Raw genomic sequence first — 15,068 nt, forward strand, 5'->3', positions numbered from 1 at the left:
TGCATCTCTCAAGGTAGAAAACGACTTTAATTATTGAATGTAGGAAAGTTAATTACAAGGGCTGAGTTCAATTAAGGTTTGTTGCGACTTAAAGCAAAAAAACGGCAAGCAAAGCTTACCGTTTTGGACTCAATGGGTAGTTGAAATTAAAGTCTTATACCACCATCAATTTCTACAACACGACCTGTAAAGAAATCGTTCTCTACAATGTATTGTGCTGTTTGGGCAATTTCTTGTGCTTCACCAAAACGACCCACTGGCGTTACTGCCATCATGCGTTGTTTTGCTTCTGGTTTCATTGCATCTGTCATTGCTGTTCGAATAACACCTGGTGCGATTGCACCAACACGGATACCAAAGCGACCTAATTCTTTCGCCCAACCCGTTGTCATCGCAACAACACCGGCTTTAGACGCTGCGTAGTTTGTTTGGCCAATGTTACCAGCACGGGCAACACTCGACATATTAACGATAACGCCACCTTTGCCAGACTCGATCATGTGGCTCGCAGCTTCACGACCAGCTAAGAATACACCGGTCAGGTTCACATCAATCACAGATTGAAATTGAGCCAACGACATTTTATCAACTACTTTGCCTTCTTTTGCTTTGATAAACATACCATCGCGTAAGATACCCGCGTTGTTAATTAACACGCCGATATGGCCAAAGTCTTTGTTAATCGTGTTAAACGTTGCTACCACTGCATCTTCATCTGTAACATTAGCAGCATACGCCACGACTTTTGTACCATGCTTGGCAAGCGCTGATACTGCAGTATCAAGTACGTCTTGTTGCATATCGATAAGGGCGATGTTCGCACCAAGCGATGCAAATTTCTCGGCCATTGCAAAACCTAAACCTTGCGCACCACCGGTAATTACGATGTTGTTGTTTTTAATTTCCACAACAATCTCCTACTTCGAGAATAATTTAAAAATAGCGCTAAAATCATCACTACCCGCACCTTGATGCTGAAGCATAGTGTATAGATTCTTCGCCATTGACCCCATTGGGGTAGATGAATTACTTTGCTGAGCCGCTTCCATAGCAAGACCTAAGTCTTTTGCCATTAAATCAACCATAAAGCCCGGTTTATAATCATTACTTGCTGGCGCCGTTTCCATTACACCAGGGCATGGGTTATAAAGCTCAAGTGTCCAGTTACGGCCAGAGCTTGCAGTCATGATGTCACTTAACACTTTTGGCTCAAGCCCGTTGTTAATGCCCATTTGTAGTGCTTCGCTAGTACCAGCCATTAAAATGCTTAGCAGCATGTTGTTACAGATTTTTGCGACTTGTCCTGCGCCAATATCACCAGCATGGAAGATGTTTTTACCCATATCTACTAGAGCAAGCTTGGCTTTTTCAAAGTGGCTTTGCTCACCACCGACGATAAATGTTAAAGTGCCCGCTGTTGCTCCTGCAACACCACCTGATACCGGCGCATCAACAAAATCAATACCTTTTTGAGCAAGCTCGCTACCCACTTGACGCGCTGATTCTGCATCAATGGTTGAGCAGTCAATCACTAAGGTTTTGCTATCAAGTAAGTTGATAAGACCTGTTTCGCCTAAGTAAAGCGATTTAACGTGTTTGCTTGCTGGTAGCATACTGATAAAAATATCAGCGCCAATGGCACACTCTGCTGCATCGTTTGCAGCAATTGCACCTTTATCGGCAAGCTCACTGACCGCCGCTTTATTCAAGTCAAACACGCGAACTGTATGACCTGCATTGACAAGGTTTGCCGCCATTGGGCCACCCATGTTGCCTAAACCAATAAATCCTATTGTTAATTTAGCCATTTGTTTACCCCTTGGACTTAAGATGACGTTAATGAGTTAAGTGGGTGAGATTGCTCATCCCAGCGTGCTGTAAAGAAGCTATCTACAACTGCTTCGTCGATATCGCTAAGCGATTTAAACTGCCAGTTAGGTGCACCGTCTTTGTCGATTAGTAGCGCACGAACGCCTTCTTGGAACTCGCCTACTTCGCCACAGCGTACTGACATACCCAGCTCCATTTTGAAGCACTGTGCTAACGTCATCTCTTTTGAATTTGCTAATTGACGTTCAACCAGCGCACAACTAAGCGGACAACCATGTGCTAATGACTTTTGCGCACGGGTAAGCCATTTGTCTTCGGTTTCTAAAGCTTGAATGTAGTCGATTTTTCCCTGCAATGAATCAAATTCAGCCAGCTTTTGTATAACCGCTAAGTTATCTTTTATATTACCTTTAGGGACACGGCCTGAAATATTATCAATGGAGATTAAAATGTTTGTCAGCTTTTCGTGGTTTAATGAAGCTGTTTTGCCCCACTTTTCAGCTGTGATAGCCGTTAAAATAGCGTCATATTTATCTGCTGTTGCATAGTGATCAGCAAGATTAACAAACAAGGCATCTTCAGCATTGATAGACGCCGCAGTTAATCCTAAAAATAAACCGACTTGCTCAGGCATTTTATGTAAGAAGTAACTGCCGCCCACATCTGGGTATAAACCAATGGTTAGCTCAGGCATGGCAATACGTGATGTCTCTGTTACCACACGGTGACTTGCCCCAGCCATTAAACCAAGGCCGCCACCCATAACAATGCCATTACCCCAAAGTAATATTGGCTTTTCATAGCAGTGAATTAGGTAGTCTAATTTATACTCAAGGGTAAAAAAGTCTTCAATGTAGTTAGCAGGCTCACCTGTGCTCATTGCTTTATGCAGGCTTACTACATCGCCACCGGCACAAAATGCTTTTTCGCCAGCCCCTTTTAGAACGACCATGGCAACGGCGTCATCGTCAGCCCATTTTCTAAGCTGAGGCTCTAGCAATTGGATCATGTCGTAATTTAAAGCGTTTAAAGACTTAGGCGCATTGAGTGTCGCAATTGCAATGAGGCCGCTCTCGGCCTCTGCAGTTTCAAACACCACAGGCGCATCTTGATGATTTAGTAGTGTTACATTAGTCATTAGCCATTTACCCAATTTGCTTTACGCTTTTCTAAGAATGCATTCACGCCTTCTTTTTGGTCTTGCGTATCAAACAACTGTACAAACAACTCACGCTCTAATGGCAATGCATGAGACATAGGTTGTGTGCGACCTTTTTGGATAAGCTCTTTACATGCAGTCACAGCAACTGGGCTTTGCTCGCCAACTTGGTTAGCAAGTTTCATTGCCGCAGCTAAACTTTCGCCAGTACCAACCACTTCTTCAACAAGGCCAATTTCGCGTGCTTTGTCTGCTTTTAGGCGCTCGCCACATAAGATCATGCGTTTTGCCCAGCCTTCACCAACAAGCCATGCAAGGTTTTGCGTACCGCCAGCACAAGGCAACAAGCCAACTTTCGCTTCAGGAAGTGCCATTTGAGCTTGCTCTTCAGCAATACGAATATCACACGCAAGAGCCACTTCAAGACCACCGCCCATGGCATAACCATTAATTGCCGCGATTGATACACCACGGAAATTGGTTAACGCTTCAAATGCATCACCAAACACTTTTGACATAGTGGCAGCAACGCCTTTGTCACCGCTGGCAAACACGTTTAAATCAGCACCTGCGCTAAAGAACTTTTCACCTTGACCTGTGATCACCAATGCATAGACATTTTTGTTAGCATTTAGCTCAGTTACAGTGTCTTTAAGCGCGGTTAATGTATCTTGTGTCCAGGTATTCGCTGGCGGATTATTCATGGTTAAAACCGCTACGTTACCTTCAATATTTAAATCAATCGATGGATTAGACATAGGTTGCTCCTTATAGAATGTCGCCAGCTGACTCAGCTAAGATACGACGTGCGATAATCACACGCATGATTTCGTTTGTGCCTTCAAGAATTTGATGCACACGGACGTCTCTAAAATGACGCTCTAATGGGTATTCTTTGATGTAACCGTAACCACCGTGAATTTGTAATGCGTCGTCACAGACTTTAAAACCAACATCTGTAGCAAAACGTTTAGCCATCGCACAGTAAGTGGTTTTTTCACTGTCACCGGTATCTAGTTTAAATGCGGCTAAGCGCACCATTTGACGAGCAGCAACAAGCTCGGTGTTCATATCGGCAATCTTAAATTGCAGTGCTTGGAAAGCAGCTAATGGCTTACCAAATTGCTCACGTTCTTTTAGGTATTCGCGCGCAGTATTAAGAGCTGCTTGTGCTGTACCTAATGAACAGGTAGCAATATTAATACGACCGCCATCTAAGCCTTGCATTGCAAACTTAAAGCCTTCACCTTCTTGACCTAGTAAGTTAGCCGCAGGAATTCTGACACCTTCGAAGCTAATTAAACGTGTTGGCTGTGCATTCCAGCCCATTTTTTCTTCAGCTTTACCGTATTCGATACCTGCTGCATCTGCAGGCACAACAAATGCCGAAATACCGGCTGCGCCTTCACCACCAGTGCGCGCCATAACTACTAGTAAATCAGTTTCACCAGCACCCGAAATAAACATCTTAGAGCCTGAGATCACAAACTCATCGCCCTCTTTAACCGCTTTGGTTTTTAACGATGCCGCATCAGAGCCAGAGCCAGGCTCTGTTAAACAGTAAGACGCAAGTAACTCACCCATTACTAATTGTTCGCAGTACTGGGCTTTTACTTCCTCAGTACCAAAGCTTGCAATCATCCAGGTTGCCATATTATGAATGGTCAACATAGCGGTTGTTGCGGTACAACCCATGGCAAGCTGCTCAAAGATAATGCTTGAATCAAGGCGAGATAAACCTAAGCCACCCGCTTCTTCAGGGGTATATAAACCACAAAAGCCTAGCTCACCGGCTGCTTTAATGGTGTCTTTTGGGAAAATGTGTTCTTGGTCCCACTTAGCTGCATGTGGAGCAAGTTCAGACTCTGCAAACTGACGGGCTGTTTCAGCAAACGCTTGCTGATCTTCGGTTAAATTAAAGTCCATAGTAGACCTCTATTTGTTGTCTTATTCTTGTGTGAATAACGATTGTTGTCGTTTAAATGTGTGTTCTTTGAGCGAGCGTGTGCTCGCTCAGCAGTAAATTAATTACGGCTTATTTAAGGTTGATACTCATGTTCGGACCTGAGGCGATATCATCCTCGAACCAACGTGAAGTAATTGTTTTCGTTTCTGTGTAAAAACGAATACCTTGCTTACCGTAGGTGTGTTGGTCGCCGTAGAATGAGCCTTTCCAACCTGTGAAAGAGAAAAACGGGAGTGGCACAGGAATTGGCACATTAATACCGACTTGACCTACTTCGATTTCATGTTGAAATTTACGTGCAGCAGCGCCGCTTGATGTGAATAACGAAGTACCGTTACCGTAAGGCGAGTTATTGATAAGCTCAATCGCCTCTTCAAGAGTATCTACAAACATACAAGCCAGTACAGGACCAAAGATCTCTTCTTTGTATAAATCCATCTCGGTTGTTACATCAGTAAATAGCGTTGGACCAACCCAGTTACCTTGCTCGTAACCTTCAACAGTAAAGTCAGAGCCATCAATTAAGCACGTTGCACCTTGTTCTTTACCACTTGCGATAAGTGATAGAATACGGTCTTTAGCTGCTTTTGATGTTTGTGGGCCGTAAGCCGCGTTAGCATCATCCCATACACCTGGGCGTACGTTTTCAAAGCCTGCTTTAATTTCATCAACCCAGTCTTTAGCTTGACCAACAAATACAGCAACCGAAATACCCATACAGCGCTGACCCGCAGCACCTACAGACGCACCTACTAGGTTGTTTACAACATGCGATTTACTTGCATCTGGCATAATAACCATGTGGTTTTTTGCACCTACACACGCTTGTACGCGTTTAAGGTTTGCTGTGCCTTTTGAATAAATGTATTCACCTACACCACACGAGCCAACAAATGAAATAGCACGTACTGCTGGGTCTTCTAATAGACGGTCAACTTGTGGTTTTGTACCATGAACAACTTGTAACACCCCTTTTGGCGCGCCCGCTTCAACAAATAGTTCAGCTAAACGCATCGGTGTTAGTGGATCTTGCTCTGATGGTTTAAGAATAAAGGTGTTACCACACACAATAGCCAGTGGAAACATCCATAATGGGATCATCGCAGGGAAATTAAATGGCGTAATACCCGCACATACACCCAGTGGCTGCATGTAAGAGTAAGTATCGATTTTACGCGCTACGTTTTCCATTGTTTCACCCATCATTAGTGATGGTGCATTGGCTGCTTGCTCAACCACTTCAATACCACGCCAAACATCGCCTTTGGCGTCTTCAAAAGTTTTACCCAGCTCATGACAAATAATCGTCGCAAGCTCGTCATGGTTTTCTTTTAGTAGTGCTGCGTATTTCATCATAATACGCGCACGCTCAGAAATTGGCACTTCTTTCCATGTTTTAAACGTTTCTTTTGCAGAGGCAATGGCTGCATCCATTTCAGCATCCGTTGCACACGGCACTTGCGCTAACACTTCTTGGTTTGCAGGATTGATAACATCAATCAACTGCGTTGAACTTGATTGGGTAAATTCGCCGTTGATAAATAAAGGTACTTGGTGCATGAGGCACTCCTCCCCAGTGGGTATAAAGAGGCCGCAACATGATAGTTTTTGAAATACGTTGCGGCTGTGAGAGATTAAAATTCTAAAGTGATTAAATAGCTTCGATTGCCATAGCAACAGCTTCACCACCACCGATACACAGTGAGGCAACACCTTTGCTAAGACCACGATTCTTTAATGCATGAATTAAGGTAACTAAGATACGCGCGCCGCTTGCACCAATTGGGTGACCAAGTGCACAGGCACCGCCATTGACGTTAACTTTGCTTTCATCAAGTTTTAACTCGTTAATTGCAAGCATAGTCACCATGGCAAACGCTTCGTTGATTTCCCATAAATCAACATCATTCACAGACCAACCGGCTTTTTCTAAAAGCGATTGCATCGCGCCAACCGGTGCTAAAGTAAATTCGCTTGGTGCTTGAGAATGTGTGCTGTGAGCTACGATACGACACAGTGGCGTTAAACCTTGTGCTTTAGCATCTGATTCACGCATTAACACAAGCGCTGCTGCACCATCAGAAATTGATGACGAGTTTGCAGCTGTAATCGTGCCATCTTTTTTGAATGCAGGACGTAAACCTGGGATTTTATCAGGGCGTGCATTGCCTGGTTGCTCATCAATCGCAACGGTCACATCACCTTTACGTGTAGAAATAGTGTGCGCTGCAATCTCGTTTGCAAATGCACCTGTTTCAATCGCACTATTCGCTTTAGTTAGTGAGCTAAGCGCAAAGTTATCCATTTGTTCACGACCAATTGAATACTGATCGGCAGTGTCTTGTGCAAAACAACCCATTGCTTTGTTGTCGTAAGCATCTTCAAGGCCATCACACATCATGTGATCTTTTACTTCGCCATGACCCATACGCATACCTGAACGTGCGTTTGGTAACATATAAGGCGCATTACTCATGCTTTCCATACCACCCGCAACAGCGGTATTGATAGAGCCTGATTTAATTAAGTCATGTGCAAACATTGCAGCTTTTAAGCCAGAGCCACATACTTTGTTGATCGTTGTAGCGCCAGTACCTTGATTAAGGCCTGCTTTTAACATTGCTTGGCGTGCAGGTGCTTGACCAAGACCAGCTGGTAATACACAGCCCATGATCACTTCGTCAATTTTATCGGCAGATAAACCGGCTTGCTCTAAGCTACTTTTAATAGCTGTAGCACCTAAATCAGTTGCGTGTGCACCACTTAGTGCGCCCATAAAACCACCCATAGGGGTACGTTTTGCGGCAACAATAACAACGGCTTCAGTAGTCATAATTGGCTCCATGTAAGTGGTTATCATCATGTGTTCAAATCATGTGTAACCAAACAGTTAATTTGTTATAGTTTAATTTCGATTTAATTCAGCATACATAATATTTACGTTTACGCCAACGTAAATCTAAAATCAACTTTTTTGCGGTCGTTAAAACTGTAAACTTATCTGTATTTTGTTGTATTAAAAATCGAACATCTGCTTACAAGGCTAGATAAATAAAGCTTTTCAACAAATCCAACCAGTTATCTTTATAAGTCTAAAGTATAACTCCTAAATCACCCTTTACCTTTACGTAAACTTCACTTATATTGGTGTTATTCGAATGAGGTAAATAAATCATGAAACAAGACAATCAAACAAACTTTGAAAGCGCAGCAGTTGAACCTGCTAGCAATGAGCAAACGTTTAGTATCAGCGAACTAGCAAAAGAATTTGATATTACCACCCGCTCTATCCGCTTTTACGAAGACCAAGGCCTGATCTCACCAGAGAGAAACGGTCAAACCCGTATTTATTCAAAACGCGACAAAGTAAGACTAAAACTTATTCTACGCGGTAAACGCTTAGGTTTTACCTTAGCTGAAACGGGTCGTTTGTTTGAACTGTACGACGCAGATAAATCAAGCGCTAAACAGCTAGTGACTATGCTTGACCTTATCGCAGAGAAAAAAGCGGACCTAAGCCAACAAATGGACGACATTAAAGTTGTTCTGATGGAATTGGTTACAGCAGAACGCCGCTGTCGTGAAACCCTTAATAATTTAGACGAATAACCTGACAACAATCTCGTCAACAGACTCTCACAGGAACACACATTATGAGCACTATTTCACTATACAAAGAAATGAACTTCGGGCTTGGCGAAACAGCAGACATGATCCGCGATCACGTTAATAGCTTTGCGAGCCAAGAAATTGCCCCACTTGCAGAACAAACCGATATAGACAATGCCTTCCCTAATCAACTTTGGCCACAGCTTGGCGAAATGGGATTATTAGGTATGACAGTACCTGAAGAATTTGGCGGTGCGGGCCTTGGTTACCTTGAGCATGTAATCGCAATGGAAGAAATTAGCCGTGCAAGCGCATCGATTGGTTTAAGTTATGGTGCTCATTCAAACCTATGTGTTAACCAAATCAACCGTAATGGGTCACAGGCTCAAAAAGAAAAATACCTGCCTAAGCTTATCAGTGGTGAGCACATTGGTGCCCTTGCGATGAGTGAGCCAAATGCGGGTTCTGATGTTGTATCAATGAAATTAAAAGCTGAGAAAAAAGGCGATGTGTTTGTACTTAACGGTAACAAGATGTGGATCACTAATGGTCCAGATGCCGATACCTTTGTTATCTATGCAAAAACAGATTTAAATGCCGGCCCAAAAGGGATCACAGCGTTCATCGTTGAGCGTAACACACCAGGATTCTCTACTGCGCAAAAGCTAGACAAACTTGGTATGCGTGGCTCTAACACCTGTGAATTAGTGTTCGAGAACTGCGAAGTACCAGCAGAAAACATTCTAGGTAACTTAAACGAAGGCGTAAAAGTACTTATGAGTGGCCTTGATTATGAGCGTGTTGTTTTGGCCGCAGGCCCGCTTGGCATTATGCAAGCATGTATGGACATTGTGGTTCCTTATATTCATGAGCGTAAACAATTTGATAGCCCAATTGGTCAGTTCCAGCTTATTCAAGGCAAAATTGCTGACATGTACACGCAAATGAATGCTGCTCGTTCATACGTTTACACGGTAGCTCGTGCATGTGATCGCGGTGAAACAACGCGTAAAGATGCCGCTGGCGCTATTTTATATGCAGCAGAGCTTGCAACTAAGATGGCCCTAGATGCTATTCAAATCTTAGGTGGTAATGGTTATATCAACGAATACGCGACTGGTCGCTTATTACGTGATGCAAAACTATATGAAATTGGTGCAGGTACCTCTGAAATCCGCCGCATGCTAATTGGTCGCGAATTATTCACTGAAAGCCGATAGGACCTTGTTATGACGATTTTAAAATCGAGTGTAAATCCACACGATCCGCAATTTTTGCAAAATCACGACAACATGGCCGCTCTCGTAAGTGATTTACGTGAAAAGGTAGCGGATATCCGTTTAGGTGGTGGCCCTGCCCTGATTGAGCGCCACCAAGGCCGTGGTAAGTTGTTTGTTCGTGACCGTATTGAAACGCTACTTGATGAAGGCTCGCCATTTTTAGAGATTTCACAATTTGCTGCCTTTGGCGTATATGAACAAGCTATTCCTTGTGCCGGTGTTGTGGCTGGGATTGGTCGTGTGAAAGGCGTTGAATGTATGATCATCGCCAATGATGCAACCGTAAAAGGCGGTACATACTTTCCACTAACAGTGAAAAAACATCTACGTGCCCAAGATATCGCAGAGCGTTGTCATTTACCGTGTATTTATTTAGTTGATTCAGGCGGTGCAAACCTGCCTGAGCAAGATGATGTATTTCCAGATAAATTACACTTTGGCCGAATTTTCTATAATCAGGCACGTATGTCTGGTAAAGGCATTCCACAAATTGCGGTCGTAATGGGTTTATGTACTGCAGGTGGTGCTTATGTACCAGCGATGGCTGATGAAAGTATTATCGTAAAAGAGCAAGGCACAATTTTCTTAGCAGGCCCGCCACTGGTTAAAGCGGCTACAGGTGAAGAAGTGAGTGCTGAAGAGCTCGGTGGTGCTGATGTTCACTGTAAAACATCAGGTGTTGCCGATCACTATGCTGAAAACGATGCCCATGCACTTTCTATCGCGCGCCAATGTATTGAACGAATTAACTATCAACGCCCTACTGCACCGTTACTTGATGATGTTAAACCGCCGCGTTACGACATTAACGAAATTTACGGCATTGTGGGTACCGACCTCAAAAAGCCATTTGATGTACGCGAAGTAATTGCCCGTGTTGTTGATGATTCATCATTTGATGAATTTAAACGCTACTTTGGCGAAACACTAGTAACCGGCTTTGCAAAAATATTTGGTCACCCTGTCGGTATTGTTGCCAACAACGGCATTTTATTCAGTGAATCAGCGCAAAAAGGCGCGCACTTTATACAACTATGTGCACAACGCAAAATTCCTTTGGTCTTTTTACAAAACATTACTGGCTTTATGGTTGGTAAAAAGTACGAAGCCGAAGGTATCGCCAAACATGGTGCGAAAATGGTAACCGCTGTGTCATGTGCTGATGTACCAAAATTCACCGTGTTAATTGGTGGCTCGTATGGTGCAGGTAACTACGGTATGTGTGGCCGTGCATTCGAACCAACCATGATGTGGATGTGGCCAAACGCCCGTATCTCGGTAATGGGTGGTGAACAAGCAGCTGGCGTTCTTGCTCAAGTAAAACAAGACGGTTTAGCCCGTAAAGGCGAAAGCATGACTGATGAGCAAGTCCGTGAGTTTAAAAAGCCAATTATCGAGCAATACGAAAAACAAGGTCATCCATATTACGCCAGTGCCCGCCTTTGGGATGATGGCATTATCGATCCTGCTGATACCCGCAATGTATTGGGGCTTGCCTTAAGTGCAGCTAAAAATGCACCAGAGCGCGATTCGCAGTTCGGCGTATTTAGAATGTAATGGAGGCCTTATGTCAGTAACACTCGAAATAACAAAATCAAATGTGGCTGTACTGGTACTAAGTCGCCCTGAAAAACACAATGCATTTAACGAAGAAGTCATTAGTGAGCTGATCCGTTTAATTGAACACGCAAACAGTTGCGATGTGCGCGCATTGGTTTTAAAAACCGAAGGTAAGCACTTCTCTGCAGGGGCTGATTTAAATTGGATGAAGTCGATGGCAGGCAATGACTTTGCAGAAAACTTAGCGGATTCTATGCAGCTAGCAAAGCTTATGAAAGTCCTTGCTACCAGCCCACATCCAACAATTTGTGCCGTACAAGGTGCTGCATTTGGCGGTGCGTTAGGCTTGATTGCGTGTTGTGATATCGCAATTTGCCAAGACGATGCACAATTTTGCTTAAGTGAAGTAAAGCTGGGTCTTATTCCTGCGGTTATCAGCCCTTATGTCATTAAAGCTATTGGTGAGCGCGCTGCACGTCGTTATTTTTTAACGGCAGAGATTTTTGACGCGCATACAGCTAAGCAACTGGGTTTAATTCACCAGATCACCGGCGATTTACAAACAGCGCTCGATAAACACTTACAAAACCTTGTTAACAATGGCCCTATTGCTGTTAAAGCAGCAAAGCAGCTAATAAACGATGTGGCTGGCAACGTAATTGATGATGCACTGATTGAGTTAACCGCTGAGCGCATTGCTCGCATTCGTGTATCTGAAGAAGGCCAAGAAGGTCTGACTGCATTTTTTGAAAAACGTGCCCCTAACTGGCAGAAATAGGACCCATTATGACAACAAAATCATTAAAAAAAATTCTCGTTGCCAACCGTGGTGAAATTGCCTGCCGTGTTATGCGTACAGCAAAGCAAATGGGCTTAACAACGGTTGCAGTGTATTCAGATGCTGATAAACATGCTCAGCACGTAAAGCTTGCTGATGAGGCCTATCACATTGGCCCCGCTCCAAGTAAAGATTCATACTTAGTCGCAGACAAAATCATCGATGTTGCAAAACAAGCAGGTGTTGATTGTATTCACCCTGGCTATGGTTTTTTATCTGAAAACTGTGACTTTGCACTCGCGTGTGAGAAAAATGATATCGCCTTTATTGGCCCTCCAGCATCAAGCATTGAAGCCATGGGTTCAAAAACACGCGCTAAAGAAATTATGCACCAAGCAAATGTACCTTTAGTGCCTGGTTACTATGGTGATAATCAAGATACTGAGTTCTTACAATCTGAAGCTGAAAAAATTGGTTACCCGGTACTGATTAAAGCGGCCTTTGGTGGCGGTGGTAAAGGTATGCGAGTTGTAGAACACGCAAAAGACTTTATCAGTGCTCTTGAAGGTGCAAAACGTGAAGCAAAAGCCGGCTTTGGTAACGATTTAGTACTGTTAGAGCGCTATGTCACCAAACCTCGCCATGTTGAAGTACAAGTTTTTGCTGATAGTCATGGTAACTGTGTGTACTTAGGCGACCGTGACTGCTCATTACAGCGTCGTCACCAAAAAGTAATTGAAGAAGCCCCTGCTCCGGGTCTATCTGATGAACTTCGTAAAGAAATGGGTGAAGCAGCGGTACGTTGTGCCAAAGCGATTAACTATCGCGGTGCTGGTACTGTTGAGTTTTTACTATGCGGTGATGAATTCTTCTTCATGGAGATGAACACCCGTTTACAAGTAGAGCACCCAGTAACAGAAATGGTAACCGGTGTTGATTTGGTGAATTGGCAAATCAATATTGCGGCAGGTGAAGTTTTACCACTTAGCCAAGCAGATATTCAGCTACAAGGTCACAGCTTTGAAGCGCGTATTTATGCAGAAGATCCAAGTAATGACTTTATTCCGTGTTCTGGCCACATTGACGCCCTATTTACACCGAACGAATCTGAATTTGTACGTATAGATACAGGGATTGCAGCGGGTGATGAAATTAGCCCGTTCTACGACCCTATGATTGCTAAATTAATTGTTCATGACGATAACCGTGAGGCAGCGCTTGGGCGTTTATCAAAAGCATTAGAGCAATTCCACCTAGCAGGTTTTAGCTGTAACGTTAATTTTTTACATAACCTTGCTAACCACCCTACTTTTCAAGCAGGTGCACCCGATACGCACTTTATTGAAGACCAAGGTGAGCGACTTGTTGCTAAAAACAAGCAACAGTTTGTTATTGCGACCGTTGTGGCAGCCTATACGTATGCACATCAACTAAAAGGTGAAAGCAGCAGCCCATGGCAACAATTAACAGGCTTTATGCTAAACAGTGACGCTAAAACAACAATTCCGTTTGTTGATTTAAACGTTCATGCGGTTAAAACATCAGAAGGCTTTGAAATTAGCTTAGATGGGGTTGACTATACAACCTCGGGTAAGGTTGAAAATGGCCTTGCAAACCTAGTCGTTAATGGCGAAAAAGTTGTGGCTCATATTAATCAAACAGACTCTCACATCACAGTGATGTACAAAGCACAGCAAACGGTGCTAGAACTGATTGATAAACACTATATTAGTGAACACGAAAGTGATGCATTGCCACTCGCTGCACCACTCAATGGTACTGTTGTTAAACATTTAGTTGAAGTGGGTAGTACTGTCGCTAAAGGTGACGCTGTTGTCATCATTGAAGCGATGAAAATGGAATACACCCTTAATGCCCCGCATGATGGTGTATTAACTAGCTATTGCTTTGCTGAAGGTGAACTGGTGAGCCACGGTGATATGCTCGCGATTGTTGAAGAGCCGGAGGCGTAATGGCACAGTTTCCTGATTTTGTTCGTATTGTAGAAGTTGGCGCCAGAGACGGCTTGCAAAATGAAGCCGCCGTTAGCACTCAAGATAAAGTCGCTCTTATCAACGGCCTTGCAGATGCTGGGCTTAAAGATATAGAAGCAGGCGCCTTTGTGTCACCTAAATGGGTGCCACAAATGGCTGACTCTTGCGATGTAATAAGCGCGTTAAGTTTGCCAGACGTTAATTTAAGTGCCCTCACCCCAAATTTACGAGGTGCAGAGGCGGCAAAACAAGTCGGCATACAAGAATTTGCGATTTTTACAGCAGCAAGTGAAGCGTTTTGTCAAAAGAACATTAACTGCTCTATTGATGAAAGTATTGATCGCTTTAAAGATGTTATGGCTTTTGCCAAAGCGAATAACATTCGTGTTAGAGGTTATGTTAGCTGCGTTATGGGTTGCCCATATCAAGGTGATGTCGACTACAATGATGTATTAAACGTCTCAAAGCGATTACTTGAGCTTGGTTGTTACGAAATTAGCCTAGGTGACACCATTGGTGTAGGTACAGCGAGAAAAGTCGATGAGTTATTAGATATACTCTTGCAACATATTGATAAATCTAAACTCGCTGTACATTTTCACGACACCTACGGGCAAGCGCTAACAAATATTTACACCGCCCTAAGCCGCGGTATAGCAACGGTTGACAGTGCCGTTGCAGGCCTTGGTGGTTGCCCTTATGCCAAAGGCGCGTCAGGAAATGTTGCCACTGAAGATGTAGTTTACTTACTGCAAGGGCTTGGCATAGAGCATGGAATTGATTTAGAAAGACTGGCGAAAGCTGGTTGGGCTATTTGCAGTGCATTAAATAAACAACCTGTCAGCAAGGTATCACTTGCTCTAAAGAACACTCAGAATAATTAAGGAGTAGG

General features: G+C 43.6%; 13 protein-coding genes. 6 read left to right on the forward strand and 7 right to left on the reverse strand.

What is annotated here, in order from left to right; translation table 11 throughout:
* Nucleotides 1–146 precede the first annotated feature (146 nt).
* The 7 genes from NYF15_RS15860 to NYF15_RS15890 all read right to left on the reverse strand — a co-directional run bounded on the left by NYF15_RS15860 (nucleotide 147) and on the right by NYF15_RS15890 (nucleotide 7,788).
* The gene (locus tag NYF15_RS15860; protein ID WP_371354074.1) at nucleotides 147–908 is read right to left on the reverse strand and encodes an SDR family oxidoreductase; all 762 of its coding nucleotides are present in this window, start codon (nucleotides 906–908) and stop codon (nucleotides 147–149) included.
* Nucleotides 909–917: 9 nt separating this feature from the next.
* Nucleotides 918–1,808: a 3-hydroxyisobutyrate dehydrogenase gene (gene mmsB / locus NYF15_RS15865; protein WP_371354075.1), complete on the reverse strand. Its 891-nt coding sequence runs from the start codon at nucleotides 1,806–1,808 to the stop codon at nucleotides 918–920.
* 17 nt (nucleotides 1,809–1,825) lie between these two features.
* Nucleotides 1,826–2,968 carry an enoyl-CoA hydratase/isomerase family protein gene (locus NYF15_RS15870; protein WP_371354076.1) on the reverse strand — a complete coding sequence of 381 codons (1,143 nt, stop codon included), beginning with the start codon at nucleotides 2,966–2,968 and terminating at the stop codon, nucleotides 1,826–1,828.
* Entirely contained in the window at nucleotides 2,968–3,747 is a 780-nt protein-coding gene (locus NYF15_RS15875; RefSeq protein ID WP_237118577.1) for an enoyl-CoA hydratase, read from the reverse strand. Before NYF15_RS15875 ends, NYF15_RS15870 begins: the two co-directional genes overlap by 1 nt.
* Before the next feature lie 10 nt (nucleotides 3,748–3,757).
* Nucleotides 3,758–4,915 carry an acyl-CoA dehydrogenase family protein gene (locus NYF15_RS15880; protein ID WP_237118578.1) on the reverse strand — a complete coding sequence of 386 codons (1,158 nt, stop codon included), beginning with the start codon at nucleotides 4,913–4,915 and terminating at the stop codon, nucleotides 3,758–3,760.
* A 109-nt stretch (nucleotides 4,916–5,024) separates the two neighbouring features.
* Entirely contained in the window at nucleotides 5,025–6,515 is a 1,491-nt protein-coding gene (locus NYF15_RS15885; protein WP_054553805.1) for a CoA-acylating methylmalonate-semialdehyde dehydrogenase, read from the reverse strand.
* A 91-nt stretch (nucleotides 6,516–6,606) separates the two neighbouring features.
* Entirely contained in the window at nucleotides 6,607–7,788 is a 1,182-nt protein-coding gene (locus NYF15_RS15890; RefSeq protein ID WP_371354077.1) for an acetyl-CoA C-acyltransferase, read from the reverse strand.
* Nucleotides 7,789–8,129: 341 nt separating this feature from the next.
* Here NYF15_RS15890 and NYF15_RS15895 point away from each other — a divergent pair, with 341 nt between their 5' ends.
* From NYF15_RS15895 to NYF15_RS15920, 6 genes are read left to right on the forward strand one after another with little or no spacing between them, the layout of a single operon-like run.
* Nucleotides 8,130–8,564 carry a MerR family DNA-binding transcriptional regulator gene (locus tag NYF15_RS15895; RefSeq protein WP_036968456.1) on the forward strand — a complete coding sequence of 145 codons (435 nt, stop codon included), beginning with the start codon at nucleotides 8,130–8,132 and terminating at the stop codon, nucleotides 8,562–8,564.
* A 44-nt stretch (nucleotides 8,565–8,608) separates the two neighbouring features.
* Nucleotides 8,609–9,784 (forward strand): isovaleryl-CoA dehydrogenase, encoded by a 1,176-nt coding sequence (locus tag NYF15_RS15900; protein WP_063705375.1) that lies wholly within the window; start codon nucleotides 8,609–8,611, stop codon nucleotides 9,782–9,784.
* Nucleotides 9,785–9,793: 9 nt separating this feature from the next.
* The gene (locus NYF15_RS15905) at nucleotides 9,794–11,401 is read left to right on the forward strand and encodes a carboxyl transferase domain-containing protein (RefSeq protein ID WP_371354078.1); all 1,608 of its coding nucleotides are present in this window, start codon (nucleotides 9,794–9,796) and stop codon (nucleotides 11,399–11,401) included.
* Nucleotides 11,402–11,411: 10 nt separating this feature from the next.
* Nucleotides 11,412–12,182 (forward strand): enoyl-CoA hydratase/isomerase family protein, encoded by a 771-nt coding sequence (locus tag NYF15_RS15910; RefSeq protein WP_054553800.1) that lies wholly within the window; start codon nucleotides 11,412–11,414, stop codon nucleotides 12,180–12,182.
* 8 nt (nucleotides 12,183–12,190) lie between these two features.
* A complete protein-coding gene (locus tag NYF15_RS15915) occupies nucleotides 12,191–14,155 on the forward strand; it encodes an acetyl-CoA carboxylase biotin carboxylase subunit (protein ID WP_371354079.1) in 1,965 nt (654 codons plus the stop codon).
* Nucleotides 14,155–15,060: a hydroxymethylglutaryl-CoA lyase gene (locus tag NYF15_RS15920; RefSeq protein WP_371354080.1), complete on the forward strand. Its 906-nt coding sequence runs from the start codon at nucleotides 14,155–14,157 to the stop codon at nucleotides 15,058–15,060. The genes NYF15_RS15915 and NYF15_RS15920 overlap by 1 nt, the downstream gene beginning before the upstream one ends.
* Nucleotides 15,061–15,068 lie beyond the last annotated feature (8 nt).

The organism is Pseudoalteromonas sp. 68 DY56-GL68 (genome assembly GCF_041414825.1).
Lineage (GTDB): Bacteria > Pseudomonadota > Gammaproteobacteria > Enterobacterales > Alteromonadaceae > Pseudoalteromonas.

What these genes read in the sequence shown, in the direction of transcription:
- mmsB (WP_371354075.1), bottom strand. Translation starts at nt 1,808, where the DNA reads ATGGCTAAATTAACAATAGGATTTATTGGTTTAGGCAACATGGGTGGC.
- NYF15_RS15870 (WP_371354076.1), bottom strand. Translation starts at nt 2,968, where the DNA reads ATGACTAATGTAACACTACTAAATCATCAAGATGCGCCTGTGGTGTTT.
- NYF15_RS15875 (WP_237118577.1), bottom strand. Translation starts at nt 3,747, where the DNA reads ATGTCTAATCCATCGATTGATTTAAATATTGAAGGTAACGTAGCGGTT.
- NYF15_RS15880 (WP_237118578.1), bottom strand. Translation starts at nt 4,915, where the DNA reads ATGGACTTTAATTTAACCGAAGATCAGCAAGCGTTTGCTGAAACAGCC.
- NYF15_RS15885 (WP_054553805.1), bottom strand. Translation starts at nt 6,515, where the DNA reads ATGCACCAAGTACCTTTATTTATCAACGGCGAATTTACCCAATCAAGT.
- NYF15_RS15890 (WP_371354077.1), bottom strand. Translation starts at nt 7,788, where the DNA reads ATGACTACTGAAGCCGTTGTTATTGTTGCCGCAAAACGTACCCCTATG.
- NYF15_RS15895 (WP_036968456.1), top strand. Translation starts at nt 8,130, where the DNA reads ATGAAACAAGACAATCAAACAAACTTTGAAAGCGCAGCAGTTGAACCT.
- NYF15_RS15900 (WP_063705375.1), top strand. Translation starts at nt 8,609, where the DNA reads ATGAGCACTATTTCACTATACAAAGAAATGAACTTCGGGCTTGGCGAA.
- NYF15_RS15905 (WP_371354078.1), top strand. Translation starts at nt 9,794, where the DNA reads ATGACGATTTTAAAATCGAGTGTAAATCCACACGATCCGCAATTTTTG.
- NYF15_RS15910 (WP_054553800.1), top strand. Translation starts at nt 11,412, where the DNA reads ATGTCAGTAACACTCGAAATAACAAAATCAAATGTGGCTGTACTGGTA.
- NYF15_RS15915 (WP_371354079.1), top strand. Translation starts at nt 12,191, where the DNA reads ATGACAACAAAATCATTAAAAAAAATTCTCGTTGCCAACCGTGGTGAA.
- NYF15_RS15920 (WP_371354080.1), top strand. Translation starts at nt 14,155, where the DNA reads ATGGCACAGTTTCCTGATTTTGTTCGTATTGTAGAAGTTGGCGCCAGA.